At 37.4% G+C, this 19,560-nt stretch carries 11 protein-coding genes; 9 read left to right on the top strand and 2 right to left on the bottom strand.

Annotated elements, in window-relative coordinates; translation table 11 throughout:
• Positions 1 to 114 precede the first annotated feature (114 nt).
• The 5 genes from ACDG22_RS01435 to ACDG22_RS01415 all read left to right on the top strand — a co-directional run bounded on the left by ACDG22_RS01435 (position 115) and on the right by ACDG22_RS01415 (position 10,923).
• Positions 115 to 2,259: a GH92 family glycosyl hydrolase gene (locus ACDG22_RS01435; protein WP_022125057.1), complete on the top strand. Its 2,145-nt coding sequence runs from the start codon at positions 115 to 117 to the stop codon at positions 2,257 to 2,259.
• A 20-nt stretch (positions 2,260 to 2,279) separates the two neighbouring features.
• Positions 2,280 to 3,461 (top strand): glycoside hydrolase family 76 protein, encoded by a 1,182-nt coding sequence (locus ACDG22_RS01430; RefSeq protein WP_370858755.1) that lies wholly within the window; start codon positions 2,280 to 2,282, stop codon positions 3,459 to 3,461.
• 173 nt (positions 3,462 to 3,634) lie between these two features.
• The gene (locus ACDG22_RS01425) at positions 3,635 to 5,746 is read left to right on the top strand and encodes a TIM-barrel domain-containing protein (RefSeq protein ID WP_270212420.1); all 2,112 of its coding nucleotides are present in this window, start codon (positions 3,635 to 3,637) and stop codon (positions 5,744 to 5,746) included.
• Positions 5,747 to 5,766: 20 nt separating this feature from the next.
• Positions 5,767 to 6,612: an alpha/beta hydrolase gene (locus ACDG22_RS01420; protein ID WP_007568382.1), complete on the top strand. Its 846-nt coding sequence runs from the start codon at positions 5,767 to 5,769 to the stop codon at positions 6,610 to 6,612.
• A 273-nt stretch (positions 6,613 to 6,885) separates the two neighbouring features.
• On the top strand, positions 6,886 to 10,923 hold the full coding sequence (locus ACDG22_RS01415; RefSeq protein ID WP_270230131.1) for a hybrid sensor histidine kinase/response regulator transcription factor: 4,038 nt from the start codon (positions 6,886 to 6,888) through the stop codon (positions 10,921 to 10,923).
• Between the two features lie 71 nt (positions 10,924 to 10,994).
• Here ACDG22_RS01415 and pnp read toward each other — a convergent pair whose 3' ends face one another.
• Complete coding sequence (pnp, locus tag ACDG22_RS01410; protein ID WP_177593410.1) at positions 10,995 to 13,178, bottom strand: polyribonucleotide nucleotidyltransferase; 2,184 nt, start codon at positions 13,176 to 13,178, stop codon at positions 10,995 to 10,997.
• 261 nt (positions 13,179 to 13,439) lie between these two features.
• Here pnp and ACDG22_RS01405 point away from each other — a divergent pair, with 261 nt between their 5' ends.
• The 4 genes from ACDG22_RS01405 (at position 13,440) to ACDG22_RS01390 (ending at position 18,158) form a co-directional block, all read left to right on the top strand.
• The gene (locus ACDG22_RS01405; RefSeq protein ID WP_007568385.1) at positions 13,440 to 14,585 is read left to right on the top strand and encodes a DUF4369 domain-containing protein; all 1,146 of its coding nucleotides are present in this window, start codon (positions 13,440 to 13,442) and stop codon (positions 14,583 to 14,585) included.
• A gap of 182 nt (positions 14,586 to 14,767) precedes the next feature.
• The gene (gene greA, locus ACDG22_RS01400) at positions 14,768 to 15,232 is read left to right on the top strand and encodes a transcription elongation factor GreA (protein ID WP_040311973.1); all 465 of its coding nucleotides are present in this window, start codon (positions 14,768 to 14,770) and stop codon (positions 15,230 to 15,232) included.
• Between the two features lie 53 nt (positions 15,233 to 15,285).
• A complete protein-coding gene (locus ACDG22_RS01395) occupies positions 15,286 to 15,690 on the top strand; it encodes an HIT family protein (protein ID WP_007568387.1) in 405 nt (134 codons plus the stop codon).
• 98 nt (positions 15,691 to 15,788) lie between these two features.
• Positions 15,789 to 18,158, top strand: a complete 2,370-nt coding sequence (locus ACDG22_RS01390) for a TonB-dependent receptor (protein ID WP_270230142.1) — start codon at positions 15,789 to 15,791, stop codon at positions 18,156 to 18,158.
• A gap of 244 nt (positions 18,159 to 18,402) precedes the next feature.
• Here ACDG22_RS01390 and ACDG22_RS01385 read toward each other — a convergent pair whose 3' ends face one another.
• A complete protein-coding gene (locus tag ACDG22_RS01385; protein WP_270230141.1) occupies positions 18,403 to 19,446 on the bottom strand; it encodes a mannose-1-phosphate guanylyltransferase in 1,044 nt (347 codons plus the stop codon).
• Positions 19,447 to 19,560: the final 114 nt, after the last annotated feature.

The following is a 19,560-nucleotide window of genomic DNA, read 5'->3' as shown; positions in this document are numbered from 1 at the left end:
CAGTGGGGTTGATAATATAATTGAATGTATTCACTTACATTGCATTGGCATTAGGTGGTTAATAGAATATTTAGATGTACAATCTTCAATAGGTATGAAAAAATAGAAAATAAAATGAAAAATGAACTTTTAATATCAATCATATCTCTCATTCTTTTTACAAGCTGTGAGAGTCAGAATAAACTGACAGAGTATGTTAATCCTTTATTGGGAAGTGCTACATTATGGGAAAAGGAAGATTTGGGCTATGTACGTAAGAAAGCAACGAGAACTTGGGGAGCAGAAACATTTCCTGGAGCAACGCTACCTAATGCAATGGTGCAGTTGAGTCCTGTAACTCAATATCGGAGTGGTGCTGGTTATCAGTATGAAGATAGTGTTATTTATGGATTTTCTCATACTAATAAAGGACATTGGAACTTATTGCACGTTCCAATGATGCCTGTTGTTGGAGAAATTAGTCCAAGTAATTACTGTTCACATTTTAGCCATCAGAAAGAGACTGCACGTCCCGGGTATTATCAGGTTTATTTGGATAGATACAATGTAAATGTTGAACTTACAAGTACGTTGCGTTGTGCTTATCATAAGTATACTTTTCGTAAAGAAGATGCAAAGTCTGTATTAGTGGATATTCGTCGTTCAAATAACACTGTTACAGAATGGCATATCGAAAAATCAGGGGATAAGGTTTTTACAGGATATCAGGCTGGAGAAGGTAAAATCTTTTTTTATGCGACGACCAATTATGTAATCGATGACGTCGTAATGAAGAAAGACGGGCATCATGAAGTCGCTTTGGTCAATTTTGTCAATAGCAAAGATAGCAAACCATTGGAAATGAAAATCGGATTTTCATTTGTTAGTGTTGAGAATGCAAAAATGAATTTTGAGCATGAAATGCTTCATAAAGACTTCGCGCAAGTTGCTTGTGAAGCAGATGAAGTTTGGGAAAAGCTTTTGTCTAAAATACAAGTGTCAGGGGGAACGGAACGTGAAAAAAGCTTATTTTATTCTTGCTTGTATCATGCTTTTAAATGGCCGGCTTTACGAAGTGATGTAAATTTTGAATATACTGATATTAAAGGGAATGTGGTAAATAATGGATTTCATTATTATACTAATCCATCATTTTGGGATGACTATCGTAATAAGTTGACTTTGTTGGGAATGTTATCACCTGAGGTGACAATTGATGTCATTAAGTCAATTATCGATAAAGGAGAAAAGAGTAACGGATATATGCCAACATTTTTTCATGGAGATCATGCCTCTACTTTTATTGCGGGAAGCTGGTTACGTGGATTACGTGACTTTGATTTACAAAGGGCATATAACCTGATTTTGAAAAATGCTACGGTTCCAGGTAAAGGAGGACGACCTTATTTGGATGAATATATAAAACGTGGATGGATTGCAGAAAAAGATACGGTAAATGTTCCTACGCAAGATGAATATAAAGGTGCTGTAACAAAGACTGTAGAGTATGCTTATGATGATTATGCTGTAGCTTTGGTTGCTAAAGAATTAGGTGATAAGGAGAATTATGATGTGTTGATGAAACGTGCTAATAATTATAAAACTCTTTTCGATCCGGGTACAGGTTTCTGGCGTGGTAAAATTGAAGATGGAAGTTGGATTGCAGATTTTGATCCATATTATCCTTATTATCAGTACATGTACCGTGAAGCGAATGCCTGGAATGCGCTTTTCTTTGCTCCCCATGATCCTGAAGGAATGATTAAGCTCTATCCTAATAATAAGGCCGTTGAGAATAAATTGGATTCTCTTTTTACAGAGCCTTGGCATGGGTATGAAGTTGATAATATGACTGGATTTATTGGAAACTATTGTCATGGAAATCAGCCAGGACATAGTATTCCTTACACTTATTATTTTATCGGGAAGCAGGAAAAATCACAAGCGGTACTTGATTCTCTGATGGGGCACTATTATGATATGGGTAAGGATAAATTGGCATATGCTGGTATGGATGATGCTGGTGAAATGTCGTCATGGTATGTATTTAATGCCATTGGGCTTTATACATACTCTCCTGCAGATCCAGAATATATCGTTACAGTTCCATTATTTGATAAGGTTACGTTTTATTTAAAGGATAAACCTTTTACTATTGTGAAGCAAGGACATGGAAGAAAAATCCGTCAGATAACTTATGATAATGAGGTCGTTGATGGATATTTTGTATCTCACGGACAGTTGCAAAAGGGAAAGAAACTTGTCATTACAGTTGATTAAAATTTATAAGGAAGCTAGTTATGAAAAAAACTTTAACGATTCTGTTTATGTTATGTTGTGTCTTTGGAGTATTTGCTCAGAAAGATATAACTTATTGGAATAAAATGGCTAATGGTACTTCAGAAGCACTTATCAAACATTTTTGGGGAGCTAGTTTTGAGGGCTACGAAAAACGCTATTATTTTAATTATGGTAGCGATTTTTCTGATATGTCAACAAATAACTATTGGCCACAGGCACATGCAATGGATGTTCTGGTGGACGCGTATATGCGTACTGGTAAATCGTATTATAAAGAACTTTTTCCTTTGTGGTGGGAAGGTATGCCCAAATATAATTTTGCAGGAAAAATGAATCCCAAAGATCCTTGGTGGAATGTTTTTGTTGATGATATGGAATGGATCGTATTAGCACAAATAAGAATGTTTGAAAGTACAGGGGAGAAAAAATATATAGAGAAAGCGAGACAAGTATATGATGATTGGATTTGGTCTACATGGGGACCGGAAGATGAAGCTCCCTGGTTTGGTGGAATTACTTGGAAGACGGATGTCGCAAAATCAAAGAATGCTTGCTCTAATGGACCGGCTGCATTAATTGCTGCTCGTCTTTACTCTTTTTACGATCAGGCTCAATTTAGCGATGGCAAGATTAAAAATGCCTACTTAAATGAAGCTATCAAAATTTATATTTGGGAGAAAAACTACTTATTTGATCGTAAAACAGGAGCTGTTTATGATAATATTAATGGAAAGGGTGAAATTCAGAGAAACTGGATATTTACTTATAACATTGGAACCTTTTTAGGAGCTGCCCATGAGCTTTATAAAATAACAGGTGATAAGCAGTATTTAGATGACGCAGTAAAGGCTGCCAATTTTGTTGTAGAACAATTATCACAAAATGAAGGTTTGTTGCCTGATGCTGTAAGTGGCGATGGAGGATTGTTTCATGGAATCTTTTTCCGTTATTTTGTTAAGCTGATCAATGATCACTCTGTAGATTATTCAGATAGAAAGAAGTTTCATGAGTATATCACTCGCTGTGCCACTGTAATGGCTACTCAAGGAATTAATCCCAACACCATGTTATATGGAGGACGTTGGAGAAAGGCTCCTGCAGATAATGAAAAAGTAGGGCTAACTCCTCATTTAACAGGATGTATGTTGATGGAAGCGATGTGTGTCCTACAACCTTTATGATTTTCTTTAAAGTGGAATGTTTAGGCAGTATAGTTCATATTGCCTAAATGTTTGTTATACGAATACCTATAATTAGATGAAATCATGATATTTAATTTATCATTTAAATGAGTATTCATAATGATGTAAGCAATAGTAATATGGTAAATTTAAAGATAGTTGGAGTTTTAGGAATGTTATGTTTTACGGGATGGTTATCTGCCCATAACGTGAAAATGGAAAAGGAAGTAATAGTCGGTGATGGTATTGCTAAATTTGTTCCAAAAGGTTTCAATCTGAGTCAAATGCCTTCTTTTGCCTTAAAAGCAGAGCCTCAGGAAAAAGGTATGTTACCTTCAAATTGGCAGCTTTATCCTATAATGGAAAAGAAAAAAGGACATGCTAGTGCCTATTTGGACGTACCTCAAGGTACTAGTCTTTATGGTGGCGGTGAGGTTACAGGGCCGTTGTTGCGAAACGGACAAAGTATCAAATTGTGGAATACAGATTCAGGTGCATATAGTGTTGATAATGGAAAACGCTTGTATCAGTCACATCCTTGGGTAATGGGAGTTCGTCCGGATGGAACTTCTTTTGGAATTTTATTTGATACACCTTATAAAGCGAAACTGACAACTACCGATGAACGTATTAATTTCGAAACAGAAGGTGAACTATTTCGTATATTTGTAATAGACAGAGAGTCTCCGCAGGCGGTTATAAAAGGCTTGGCCGAACTTATCGGTACTATGCCTATGGTTCCACGGTGGGCTTTAGGATATCAGCAGTGCCGATTCTCTTATACACCAGCCAGTCGTGTAATTGAGGTTGCAGATACTTTCCGTATTAAGCGTATTCCTTGTGATGTGATATGGATGGATATTGATTATATGGATGGTTATCGTATTTTTACATTTAATCCTCAGACATTTCCAGATCCAGCGGCTTTGAATAGAGATCTTCATATACGTGGATTTCATTCAGCATGGATGATAGACCCGGGGGCTAAAGTTGATTCTACTTATTTTGTCTATAAGTCGGGAACAGCAAATGATGTATGGGTTAAAACAGCACAAGGAAAGGAATTCCATGGAGATGCTTGGCCAGGTGCATGTGCTTTTCCTGATTTTACTCAGCCTAAAACAGTGCGTTGGTGGGCTGATTTATATAAGGACTTTTTGGATAAGGGAGTTGATGGAGTTTGGAATGATGTGAATGAACCTCAGATAAGTAATACTCCTACAGGAACTATGCCTGAAGATAACAAACATTTAGGAGGTGACAAGATTCCGGCTGGACCTCATTTGAAATATCATAATGTGTACGGTTATCTTATGGTTAAGGCATCTCGGGAGGGGATTATGAAAGCGCGTCCGCAAAATCGTCCTTTTATTTTAACGCGTTCAAATTTTTTGGGTGGACAACGATTTGCTGCTACTTGGACGGGAGATAATGCTTCCTGGGAAAGTCATATGACTATGTCTGTTCCCATGATTCTTACTTTAGGATTATCTGGTCAGCCATTTAGTGGGGCAGATGTTGGTGGTTTCTTGTTTAATCCTGATGCAAACTTGTTTGGTCGTTGGATGGCTTTAGGAGCTTTTTATCCTTTTTCTCGAGGGCATGCTTGTGCTGGTACTATTAATAAAGAGCCTTGGGCATTCGGACAAAAAGTAGAGGATGTATCACGTATGGCGTTAGAACGTCGTTATGTTTTGTTGCCTTATTATTATACGTTGCTTCATGAGGCCTCAGAAACTGGAATGCCTATTATGCGTCCTGTTTTTTTTGCAGATCCTAAGGATACTTTACTTCGTGCAGAAGAACAGGCATTTCTTATTGGAGAAAATTTACTGGTTGTCCCAGAATGGGCTCAGAATCCAGCTTTACCTAAAGGTATTTGGAGAAACCTGTCTTTGATTCCAGGTGATGATAAGGATTCATATCAGGCTAAATTAAAAATTCGTGGTGGCGCTATTATTCCGACAGGAAAAATTATACAGAATACGAATGAAAAATCGCTTGATCCATTGACTTTATTAGTTTGCTTGGATGAAAAAGGTGAAGCCCATGGTACTCTTTATTGGGATGAAGGGGATAATTGGTCGTTTAAAGATGGCAATTATAGCTTTCAGCATTTTACCGCTATTCGTACTGCTGATAATAAAGTGCAAGTTAAAATAACCCAAAAGAAAGGTAAGTATATCACAGAAAACAATGATATGGCTATTGTGAAGATTATTACAGATAAAGGCATATATCAAGCTAGTGGTAATTTAGTTGAAGGAATAGAAGTACAATTGTAATAACAAATAAAACAATTCTTATGAAAACTAGATTTTATTGCATACTTGTATTATTAGCATGTTCCATTACTCTTTATGCACAAGGTTATCAATGGGAAAAAGCTATTTCTTACCGTGAAGGGAAGCAAAATGCATATATGAAGCAAAAATGTTTGCTTGATGTATATTATCCGACTGATAAGAAGGATTTTCCCACCGTTGTTTGGTTTCATGGTGGAGGATTGACCGGCGGAGACCGTGAAATTCCACGTGAATTGCGTGAGCAAGGAATTGCTGTTGTGGGTGTGAGTTATCGCTTATGTGCCGGGAATAAAGATCCTAAGGCAATTAATGCTGATGTAACAACTGATGATGCGGTAGATGATGCAGCTGCAGCCACTGCATGGGTAGTAAAGAATATAGCCCGTTATGGAGGAAATCCTTCGAAAATATATTTAGCAGGACATTCTGCGGGAGGTTATTTAGTCAGTATGATTGGACTGGATAAAAGTCGGTTGGCTAAATATGGAGTAGATGCTGATAGCTTTGCTGCTCTTATTCCTTTTAGCGGACAAGCTATTACTCATTTCCAGAATAGACGTGATAGGGGAATTTCTGATTATCAGCCTTTAATTGATGAGCATGCTCCGTTATACTATGTACGTAAAGATTGTCCCCCTATCTTGCTGATATGTGGTGACCGTGAACGGGAGATGCTGGGACGTTATGAAGAAAATGCTTATATGTGGCGTATGCTTAAGATTATAGGTCATCCAGCTGCATATCTTTATGAACTACAGGGGTTTGACCATGGAACGATGTCACACCCTGCTCATTCTATATTATTAGAGTATATTCGTAACAGAGAAAAGGAAGTAGATAAATAGATTGGTAGGTATGGAGTGTCTCAATAGTTACATTACTCCATACCTATTGTATTATGTATTCTATAGAAGAATAAGGGAAAGATCAAAATAGTTTGATTCACTAATCTTTTTCACATGATAAATTGCAGATAAATGATTACTGAAAGATAAAAAACTGAAGTGGATGATCTGAATTAATTTTATTTGATATGAATGCAAATATTATATATCTCTTTCAATGCAATTTGTTATTTTCTATACCTTTGTACCTGAATATTGATTAAAAAATATACTATGATAAATGCTGTTATGAAATTTATAGGAGGATTGTTTTTTTTTCTGGTATGTGTAATAAATTCATTATCAGCTTATAATTTAAGGCAGGTTACTAATTCAGATGGTCTTACCAGTAGTGCTGTACTTTCTTTACTGCAAGATAGTAATGGCTTTTTATGGATGGGGACTTGTGATGGAGTGAATATATATGATGGCACAAAAGCATATAGTTGGAATGGTTGGGGGCAATTGAACTTATCTGGGTACATCATAGAAGAAATATTAGAAACTCATGATGGAGTAATTTGGGTACAGACAAACTATGGTTTGAGTAAAGTTGATAAAGAAAAACGCCTTGTTGTTGATTATCCCCAGTTTAAGGGTAGTTATATGATGGTCAAGAATGAACTAGGGAATCTGTTCTTCTTCTCAAGTAGTAATTTGTTATACGCTTTTAATGAAAAAAAACAAGAGTTTTATAGACTTCCTATAGGAACTTTGGATAGGGAAGATATTGTTAATCTTTATGTGAATGAACATTATCTAATTATTTTCCTAAAAAACGAGATTATATATTATCAAATGAAACATTCTCCGGAAGGAGAATATACCCTCTCTACAATAAACACTAGTGAAAAAACAGAGGTACGTTATGGCTTTGGAGATAAAAATCAGGTTTATTGGTTAGATAAAGATTATAATTTATTTGGATATAGTTTGGATAAGCCTGTAAAAAAGCTTATTTGTAACTGGAAAGAGGCATTGGATGGAAGAGGAACCATTGTAGATATACTTCGTGATGGAACATCTTTTTTTGTTGCATTTCAAACAAATGGTTTATTGAAGATTTCTTTGCAGGCAAATGATAAGTATACGGTAGATGATTTAGGCATAAAGTCTGGAGTATTTCGGATCTTAAAAGATCGTTTTCAAGATATTGTGTGGATTGCGACAGACGGTCAAGGCGTATATATTTATTCTGAGGGGAAGTATTCAATTTCATCGGTAACCTATCAAGATCTAAATCAAAGTATAGGTAAGCCGGTTCGGTCTATTTTTTGGGATAATGAAGGTACATTATGGTTAGGTACTAAAGGGGAGGGAATTCTTAAAATTTATGATTTTTCTCCTCTGAAGCATAATATGAACTATAGGACAGAACTGATAAATTCTCAAGAAGGTGGATTAATAAATAATTCTGTATATGCATTTGCAAAAAGTTGCAGACCTATGTTTTGGATAGGACATGATGCTGGTCTCAGTTATTATTCATATCGCGATAGAAAAATCAGGAGTGTTTATTCGCCAGAAAAGATCAATTACGTGCATGCCATATATGAAGAGAATGATTCGATTCTTTGGATAGCTACCGTTGGGACAGGAGTTATTCGTGCACGTATTGAAGACAGATCTGGCGTTCCATATATTCATTCTTTAAAACGCTATACCATTGATAGTGGAAATTTTTCTTCAAATTATTTCTTTACTCTATTTGCTGATAGTAGTCATGATAATATTTGGTTTGGTAATCGAGGATATGGACTCTTTCATATAGAAGGCGCTAGTTTAGCTGCCATGCCTTTAAAAAATGAATATTCAAGTAGAGTTGTGAATGATATCTTTTCGATAATTCGTGACGAAGATATTTTCTGGCTTGGTACAGGAGCAGGACTGATTAAAAAGTTACATGATGAAGAAATGTATTTTAATCAGCAGGATGGATTTATTAATAGTACAATTCATTCAATGCTTCTAGACGAAAATAAAAGATTATGGATTGCAACCAATGGAGGACTTATCAGCTTTAATGTGCTGAATAATAAATTTCAGAATTATGGAAAAGGTAGTGGGCTGGAAATACTAGAATTTAGTGACGGAGCTTCATTCTGTCAAGACAATACCTTATTTTTTGGAGGTATTAATGGTTTTATTACTATAACTAATAACGAAATGTATGTTTCTGATAAGGCAGCTGTAAAACCTCCATTACGCTTTACAAACATTGATATTTTAGGTGAACAGGGTATGTGTGTTGATGTACAGAGCTGGGGAGATAAACCTTCTCTGTCATTAGAGTCTGATCAGAACAATTTTGCGATATCTTTTCTTGCGTTAGATTATGTAAATCCAACTAACTATAGTTATCAGTATCGTTTGAATGAGAAAACGGAATGGATAGATAATGGAACGAATAACAGTATCTCTTTTACTCAGATGAATTATGGAGATTATCTTCTTGAAGTTCGTTATAAGAATCAGACAACAGGGGAGTTTAGTCCTGTTTATTCTGTGCATATAACTATTGCTTCCCCCTGGTATTTAAGTACGTTAGCTGTTGTTATTTATGTTCTATTGCTTTTGTTGGCTGTGTTGTTGTGTATTCGCTGGTTTTTATTAAAGCAACAGCGTAAAAAGCTATTAGTGCTGGAAAAAATGGAGCAACAACATAAAGAAGATTTATATGAGGAAAAGCTACGTTTCTTTACTAATATAACTCATGAGTTTTCTACTCCGCTTACACTTATATATGGCCCTTGTGAGCGCTTGTTGAAATATGACCATTCGGAGTATGTACATAAATATGTCTCATTGATAAAAGCAAATGCAGAGAGGTTAAATGCTTTGATTCAGGAGATTATTGATTTTAGAAGACTGGAAACAGGGCATCAGATTCAATGTATCCAACAGATAGATGTTTCAGCTTTATGTAATGATATTATTCATTCGTTTTCGGAGTTGGCAGAGCAAAACATGATTCAATTTGAAAATGTAGTGTCAGAAAATATTTTTTGGAATACCGACAGTAAAAGTTTGACGAAAATTTTGAATAATTTAATCTCGAATGCTTTTAAATATACCTCTGTAGGGGGACGTATTCGTGTAACGGTAGATGTAGTTGATAACCAAAGTTTGCGTATTAAGGTGTATAATACGGGAAAAGGTATTCGTCAGGAGGATATTCCTTTGATTTTTAACAGATATAAAGTGCTGGATGGTGTGGAAGCTTCTACTATAAAGGGAATGACTTCTCGAAATGGTTTAGGACTCGCTATTTGTCATAGCATGGTTGAGTTGCTAAAAGGAGAAATACAAATTCAGAGTGAATATGGCAGTTATGCTGAATTTATCGTTCTGCTTCCAATGTTGGAACTGACATCAGAAAAGGTAGATGTTAATGATAATGCTATGCTCAACATTAATAACGTTTTGCCAATAATGAAATCTGATCAGCTAGAACAAATTTCTGAAAACTCTACAGATCTGGCTTCATCAAAACATAAGATTCTAATAGTTGATGATAATACTGAAATGTTAATGTTGTTACAAGAAGCATTTTCTGACAAATTTAGGGTTGTTGTTGCACATGATGCTGAGCAAGCATTGAAGGAAGTAAAGAATGATATACCTATGTTGATTGTTACAGATGCTATGATGCCGGGTATAGACGGTTTTGAACTGACGAGAAGATTGAAGCAGAATAAGCATACTATGTCTGTACCTGTAGTTATATTATCAGCAAAAAATTCTAGTCAGGAAAAGATTGCAGGGCTGGATGCTGGAGCGGATGCTTATATAGGAAAACCTTTTAATATAGACTATCTGAAGGCTGTGGTTGAACGTTTAATAGAGAATCGTAGTAAGATGAAAGATTTTTATAATACTTCTGCTTGTGCGTATGATTTTTCTCATGGACATCTGGTTAAGGCTGAAGATAAGGAATTTCTATCGAAAATAACAGAATATATAGAGAAATATGTGGACTCAGAAAACCTTTCTTTGGAAGAGGTGGCTGAGTATATGCAAGTGAGTGTGCGAACTTTGTATCGTCGTTTTAAAGAAATGGATTTAGAATCTCCTAAAGATTACATAAAGGAATATCGAATAAATCTAGCTGCAAAACTATTACGGACAACTTCTCTGACTGTTCAAGAAATTATGTATAAAACGGGATTTGCTAATCGCTCTCATTTCTATAAAGAATTCTCTAAACATTTTCAGGTAACTCCTAAAGATTATCGGAATAAGTATAATAAGAAGGAAACTGAAGCTATATAATGTGTATATAACAAAAACAGTCCGAGATTTCAAATGAGATCTCGGACTGTTTTTGTTATAAAGAATGTTTATTATTTCTGTTCTTTATTTTGTTGAGGCTTACGTTCGCGTTTTGCGTGGTTACCTTCTCCCATTCCTTCTGGTTTAGGTAATAAGACCTTATGTGACAGTTTGAATTTTCCAGTTTTAGAATCAATATCCAGTAACTTAACTTCAATATCATCACCTTCTTTTAAGCCTGCTTCTTCGATAGTTTCCAGACGCTTCCAATCGATTTCTGAAATATGGAGTAATCCGTCTTTACCAGGAAGGAATTCTACAAATGCACCGTAAGGCATGATTGAACGAACTTTTCCTTGATATACTTCACCAATTTCAGGAACAGCAACGATACCTTTTATCAGACGCATTGCATCATCAATCATCTTTTTATTGTTTCCTGCAATTTCGATACGGCCAACACCATTAATTTCTTCAATTGTAATAGTTGCACCTGTCTCTTCCTGCATACCCTGGATAATCTTTCCACCCGGACCGATTACAGCTCCAATGAATTCTTTAGGGATAATCATTGTTTCGATACGTGGAGCATTGGGTTTCAAGTCTTGTCTAGGCTCACCGATACATTCTGTCAATTTGTTCAGGATGTATTCACGACCTTCTTTAGCTTGTAACAATGCTTTTTCAAGAATATCGTATGTCAGTCCGTCACACTTAATATCCATTTGAGTTGCAGTAATACCATTTTTAGTACCTGTAACTTTGAAGTCCATATCTCCCAAGTGATCTTCATCACCTAAGATATCAGACAGAACGGCATATTTTTCTTCTCCGGCATTTTTGATCAATCCCATTGCAATACCTGATACCGGATTCTTAATAGGTACACCTGCGTCCATCAGTGCTAAAGTACCGGCACATACAGTTGCCATTGAAGAAGAACCGTTAGATTCCAGAATATCCGAAACAACACGTACGCAATATGGATAATCTGCTGGAATCTGACCTTTCAGAGCACGCCATGCCAAGTGACCGTGACCAATCTCACGACGTCCTACTCCACGTTGTGCTTTTGCTTCACCTGTAGAGAATGGAGGGAAATTATAATGCAATAAGAAACGTTCTTTATGCTGATCAAGTACATCATCCACAATCTTTTCATCAAGTTTGGTTCCCAATGTAACGGTACTCAAAGACTGTGTTTCTCCACGGGTAAAGATAGAAGAACCATGTGGATAAGGCAATGGGCCTACTTCGCACCAGATAGGACGAATTTCTGTTGTCTTACGACCGTCCAGACGTTTTCCTTCATCAAGGATGCAGCGACGCATAGCTTCTTTTTCTACGTCATGGTAGTAACGGTCTATCATTCCTGCTTTTTCTTCAAGCTCTTCTTCTGTAAACTGAGCTTTGAATTCTTCACAGATTGCATCAAATGCATCCTGACGTTCGTGTTTATTGCGGTTTCCTGATGCAGCTATTGCATAAGCTTTTTCATAACAAGCGTCATGAACGGCTTTGCGTAAGTCTTCATCATTTTCTTCGTGGCAATATTCACGTTTAACAGTAGAACCAACTTCTTCCATCAGTTCCATCTGTGCCTTACAGTGTATCTTGATTGCTTCGTGAGCAGCTTTTAGAGCTTCTAACAAATCTTGTTCGCTCACTTCGTTCATTTCACCTTCTACCATCATGATGTTTTCATAAGTGGCAGCTACCATCAGATCCATATCGGCTTTTTCAAGCTGTTCGAATGTAGGATTGATAACGAATTGACCGTCAATGCGTGCTACACGTACTTCTGAAATCGGACCGCCGAAAGGAATGTCGGATACGGTCAGTGCTGCAGAAGCAGCCAAACCTGCCAAAGCATCAGGCATATCTACACCGTCTGCTGAATACAAAATGATGTTTACGTAAACTTCTGCGTGGAAATTGTCGGGGAACAATGGACGCAAAGCGCGGTCTACCAAGCGGCAAGTCAGAATTTCATAATCAGAAGCTTTGCCTTCGCGTTTGGTAAAGCCACCCGGGAAACGTCCGAATGCTGAATATTTTTCTTTATACTCTACCTGGAGCGGCATAAAATCTGTACCGGGAACTGCATCTTTTGCTGCACAAACAGTAGCCAGCAACATGGTATTACCCATGCGTAGCATAACAGCACCATCTGCCTGTTTTGCCAGCTTTCCCGTTTCGAGTGTAATGGTTCTTCCATCACCTAGCTCGATCGTCTTAACAATAGGATTGATCATAAAAAATGTTTTAATATAAAAGTCTTCTTAAAGTTCGCGCAAAGATACAAATATTATTATACTAATCGGGTGTAAATGAGATAAAAGTTTAGTCTGTACGTATTTTTATATAATTCTTATTCCATTTTACATTTGAGGTTTATAATATCGGCACTTGGATCAGGCTAAAAAAAATATGTCATTTTATAAGAACTTGGATAAAAACTTTGTGAACTCATAAAAAGCCGTATCTTTGCATCCCGAAATGAATAATAATCGCTAATGAAAAGAAATGCTTATATCGCTGCAGCTCTGTTGTTCGCAGGTTTTACGGCCTGCAACAACGAGCCTGCTTTTAAGGTGCAGGGAGAAGTGACCGATGCTGCCGATAAAATGTTATATCTGGAGCAGACAGGATTAGATGGTATTGTTGCGCTGGATTCAGTGGAATTAGGAAGTGATGGAGCTTTCAGCTTTGCTGCCGCTCGTCCCGAAGCGCCTGATTTTTACCGATTGCGTATTGATAATAAAGTGATAAACTTCTCGGTTGATTCTACTGAAACTGTTGAAGTAAAGGCTGATTATAAAAATTTTGCAACGGAGTACAATATTCAAGGCTCTGAAAATAATCAGAAAATCAAAGAACTGGTTTTATTGCAGACTGATTTGCAGGAACGTGTGAATCGTATGGCTCAGTCGGGAATACCTGTTGGTATTGCTCAAGACAGTCTGACACGTATGGTAGATGCATATAAGGATGAAGTGAAGCGGAATTATATATTCGTTGCTCCCAATAAACCTTATGCGTATTTTGCTTTATTCCAGGTCTTAAATGGATATATGATTTTCGATCCGTTGAATAATAAGGAAGATGTGAAATGTTTTGCTGCTGTGGCTACAAGTATGAACAATTTGTATCCACATGCTGACCGTTCACGTAATCTGTATAATATGGTTATCAAGGGTATGAAAAATACCCGTGCTCCGCAGGTGAAACCTTTGGATATTCCAGCAGATAAAATACAGGAAGCTTCTATTATTGATATTCCATTGATGGATATAAAAGGTACAGTCCGTCATCTTACAGATTTAAAAGGTAAGGTAGTGCTGATAGACTTTACCGCATATGGAAGTGCAGAATCAGGAGCACGTAATTTGCTGTTGCGTGAAATATATGATAAGTATGCTTCACAGGGATTGGAAATCTATCAGGTTTCATTAGATACCGATGAGCATTTCTGGAAAACCGCAGCTGATAATCTGCCTTGGATTTGCGTTCGCGATCCTCAAGGACCATATTCTACTTATGTCAGATTGTATGGTGTGACTCAGTTGCCGACAGCATTTTTGGTAGGCCGGAACAATGAACTGAATATGAGAATTGGTCCGAAAACAGATTTGGAAGAAGCGATTAAGAAATTATTATAACATGTTGAAAAGCATGTGAAAATAGTGCGCTTTGGTACTTGACTGGTATCAATAAAAGGCGTATCTTTGCCAAAGTCATAACAGAGAAGGGTTCCGATACATGTTTGTGTATCGGGATTCTTTTTTGTTTTATAAGCAAGAACAATTTAATTAATAACGAATATAATAAGGAGGAAAAAACTATGGCTTATATGTCAGAAGAAGGCTATCAGAAATTGGTAGCAGAATTAAAGCATCTGGAATCTGTAGAGCGTCCGAAGATTGTAGCTGCTATTGCTGAAGCTCGCGACAAGGGTGACTTGTCTGAGAATGCAGAATATGATGCAGCTAAGGAAGCTCAAGGCATGCTGGAAATGAAAATAAATCAGTTGAAAGCAACAATTGGTGATGCGAAGATTATAGATACATCTAAATTGAAAGCTGATACAGTTCAGATTCTTACTCGTGTAGAACTGAAGAATGTAAAGACTGGCATGAAGATGGCATATACTATCGTGTCGGAAACTGAAGCTAACCTGAAACTGGGTAAGATTTCTGTAAATACACCGATTGCTCAGGGTTTGTTGGGTAAGAAAGTGGGTGATATTGCAGAAATTACTATTCCACAGGGTAAAATCAGTCTGGAAGTAACAGGAATATCGTTTTAACTATAAGGCGGGTCTGCTTTGTTGCGGACTTGCCTTTTTTTATATATCATATTATGGCAACAATATTCAGTAAAATCGTTGCGGGGGAAATTCCCAGTTATAAGGTTGCAGAGGACGATAAGTTCTATGCTTTTTTGGATATAAATCCGTTGGTAAAGGGACATACACTGGTTGTCCCTAAAAAAGAAGTCGATTATATCTACGATCTGAGCGATGAAGAATTGGCTGCTATGCATGTATTTGCAAAACATGTGGCGCTGGCTATTCAGAAAGCTTTCCCTTGCCGCAAGGTTGGAGAAGCAGTAATTGGTCTTGAAGTACCTCATGCTCATATTCATCTGATCCCTATTCAGAATGAATCGGATATGCTGTTTTCTAATCCGAAACTGAAGCTGAGCGATGAAGAGTTTAAGTCCATCGCAGAACGTATTCATAACGCCTGGGAAGGCAAAGCTTGATACCTCCTTTCTACCACAATATTACAAGAATGAAAGCCATCCTTCATCTCGCAGGATGGCTTTTTTGATTTATACAGTGATTTAAAGTATTTATTATGATGAAGAAAGTGATATTCTTGTCGATGTTGCTGGCCTTTTGTATGCTGGCTTATGGACAAACATACCGCATAGAAGGAACTGTAATAGATAAAACAAGTCGTAAACCACTGGAATTTGTCAATGTACTGGTTGTTGGCTTAGGAATAGGCTCTTCTACAGATGCCGAAGGGCATTTTAGCGTCGAACAGGTTCCGCCGGGAATCTACCGTTTGCAGGCTTCCATGTTGGGGTACAAAACGGTCTTTACATCCGAGTATCGTGTAAATCACCGTACTCCTCATATTCAGATTGAAATGGAAGAGGAGGGAACACAATTGGAAGGAGTAACTGTTACGGCTTCTCCTTTTCAAAAAGTAGCAGAAAGTCCGGTCAGCCTTCGTGTAATTGGTTTGCAGGAGATAGAAAAAGCACCCGGTGCCAATCGTGACATATCCCGTGTGGTACAAAACTATCCGGGAGTTGCTTTTTCTCCCATCGGCTACCGGAATGATTTGATTGTACGTGGTGGTGGACCATCGGAAAACCGTTTTTACCTTGATGGGGTAGAAATACCGAATATCAATCATTTCAGTACGCAGGGGGCTTCAGGAGGTCCGGTAGGACTGATTGATGCCGATCTGATACGTAATGTGAAGTTTTATAGCGGTGCTTTTCCTGCCAATAGGGGAAATGCCTTGAGTTCAGTGCTCGATTTTAGTTTGCGCGACGGAGATATGGAGCATAACTCACTGAAAGCTACGTTAGGAGCGTCGGAAGTAGCGCTTACCTCTAACGGACACCTGGGAGATAAGACTTCTTATCTGGTATCAGTACGACAATCTTATTTGCAAATGTTGTTTAAAGTTTTGGGATTACCTTTGCTTCCTGCTTATACGGATGCTTCGTTTAAACTGAAAACGCGTTTTGATGCACGTAATGAACTGACGTTGCTTGGATTGGGCGGTATTGACCGGATGAAGCTGAACTTTGATATAGAAGGAGAGGATGCTGAATATATATTAGGTTATTTGCCTAAGATAAATCAGGAAACTTTTACTTTGGGAGGTGTATATCGGCATTATGCCGGTCCGCATGTTCAGTCGGTGACGTTAAGCCATAGCTATTTAAATAACCGTAACCTGAAATATCACGACAATGATGAAAGCTCGGAGGATAATCTGACGTTGCGTCTTCGGTCAGTAGAGCAAGAAACGAAATTGCGGATGGAAAACACTTCTACCTGGAACCTTTGGAAGCTGAATGCTGGTGTGGAATTGAATTATTCCCAATATTCCAATACAACTTACCAGAGAGTTTTTACAGATGAAGTACAAATTTTCGATTACCGTACAAATCTGGATATATTCCGTTGGGGACTTTTTGCTTCAATGGATTATTCAGCTCCAGACGAGCGTTTTACTGCATCACTTGGAGTTCGTACAGATGGGAATAATTATAACGACAAGATGAAAGAGCTGTGGAGGCAGCTTTCTCCTCGTCTGTCTGTATCGTACAGATTGATTGACCGTCTGTTCTTAAGTGGTCACATGGGACTGTATTATCAGCTTCCACCTTATACAGCGCTCGGTTTTAAAGGAAATGATGGCAGTTACCTGAACCGTAATCTGGATTATATTTCCGTATCTCAGGAAAGTGTTGGGCTTTCTTGGCAGCCTAATGGGAATATGGAAATATCGGCTGAGGGATTTTATAAATTCTATCGCGATATGCCTTTGTCCGTGTCTGACGGCATACCTTTGGCTTGTAAGGGAAATGACTACGGGGTAATAGGTAACGAACAGCTGATATCTACAGCTGAGGGACGTTCATACGGAATAGAAATGATGTTTAAGTGGCTGTTAGTTCAACGGTTGAACTTATCATCCTCATTAACAATTTTCAAAAGTGAATTCCGTGATGGGAAAGAAGGTGATTATGTGCCCTCTGCATGGGATAATCGCTTTATATTCAATGTAAGTGGAACTTATAACTTTCCCAAAAACTGGAGTGTGGGTATGAAAATAAGCTGCATCGGAGGTTCGCCTTATACACCGTATGATGTAGAAAAGTCATCCTTGGTAGAAGCATGGAATGCACAGGGTAAAGCATATTATGATTACGATCGGTATAATACAGAGCGTCTGCCGGCTTTTGGACAGCTGGATATCCGTGTTGATAAAATGTTTTATTGGAAGAAATGTATGTTTGGTGTTTATCTTGATATCCAGGATATTACGGCTAGTAAACTTCGTCAGCCTGATGTGCTGATGAGTACCGGGCAGATTGAAAATCCAACGGCTCCTCTTTCGGAACGACGTTACGTAATGAAGTCTATAAAACAGGAAAGTGGAACCTTGCTGCCTACTCTTGGCATCACTTTTGAATATTAAAGTGTCAAGAAACCAATCATAATTGCTATCGAAAAAAACATGCCCATATTTTGGAAAAAATATGGGCATGTTTTTATAAAAATATCGAGAAGTTTTTTTCTTTTTTGTACGAAAAAATCGAGGGATTTTATCGCCTCTATGTTACAGATACATGCAGAAGGAATTAAAGTAGTGGGGAAGCTCCTTCTCTATCGTGTATAATATCTGTAAATCTTTGTTTTTCTTGATTTTATATATAATAAGATCAGGAGTATTTTTCTCCGAACTTCATTTCTACATCATTTACAAACTTGCGGATTGCATCGTGGTCATCTTTTTTACAGATAAGGAGTACGTTGTCACGTGATGCAACCAGATAGCCGTCTAAATCTTGAACTACGGCAAGTTGTCCTTCCGGTACTAATATGATACTGTCTTTGCAATTGTAAAGTACAGTATTACTGTTAATTATTACGTTGTGGTTCGTGTCTTTGGGCGAAGCATCATAAAGTGCATCCCAAGTACCCAGATCGGCCCAGCCGAAATCGCATAACTGCACGTATACATTGTCGGCTTTTTCCATAATACTGTAATCTATCGAAATGTTCGGACACGAAGTGAAGTCGGGTACATCACATTCTACTCGTGGGCAGATTTCTGACATCATTTCGTGAAAAGCTTTCAGTATAGTATTGACATGCCATACAAAAATGCCAGAGTTCCAATAAAATTCATTGCTTTGCACGAATATTTCTGCAAATTCACGAGCCGGCTTTTCTATGAAAGTTTTTACTTTATAAAAATCTCCTTTTTTTTCTTCGTCTATCTGAATGTATCCATATCCTGTTTCTGGGCGTTTAGGCTTTATTCCCAATGTAACCAGCTTGTCATTTTTCGATGCAAATTCCAGTCCTTTCAAAATAGCTTCTTTAAATTCTTCCACTTTCAGTATCAGATGGTCGGACGGGGCTACGACGATGGTTGCGTCTGGATTTATTTTCTGAATAATGTGCGATGCGTAAGCGATGGAAGGGGCTGTATTACGTCTTTCTTCTTCAATAATCAGCTGTTCTTCAGTTATTTCTGGTAGCAGATCAAGAACGATTTGTTTATAATCTTTATGAGTTGTAATGTAAATGTTGTTTGTTGGAATTATTTTTTTGTATCTGTCGAAAGTTTGTTGTAATAAAGTCTGTCCTGTTCCAAAGAAATCAAGAAACTGTTTAGGCAATGCTTTGCGACTGTAAGGCCAGAAACGGCGTCCCATTCCTCCAGCCATGATGATACAATAGTAGTTGTTATTCATGATATCGGCGTAGCTTTAAAAGTTTATGCTAAGATAGCCTTTATTTTTCGAACAATGTCCGGAAAGAGTTCTAAATAGTGTTAGATGAAAATTATTTTCACTTTTTTGCGTGAAATG

The organism is Phocaeicola coprocola, assembly GCF_041333015.1.
GTDB classification, from domain to species: Bacteria; Bacteroidota; Bacteroidia; order Bacteroidales; family Bacteroidaceae; genus Phocaeicola; species Phocaeicola coprocola.
This window is presented reverse-complemented; position numbering and strand designations above follow the sequence as displayed.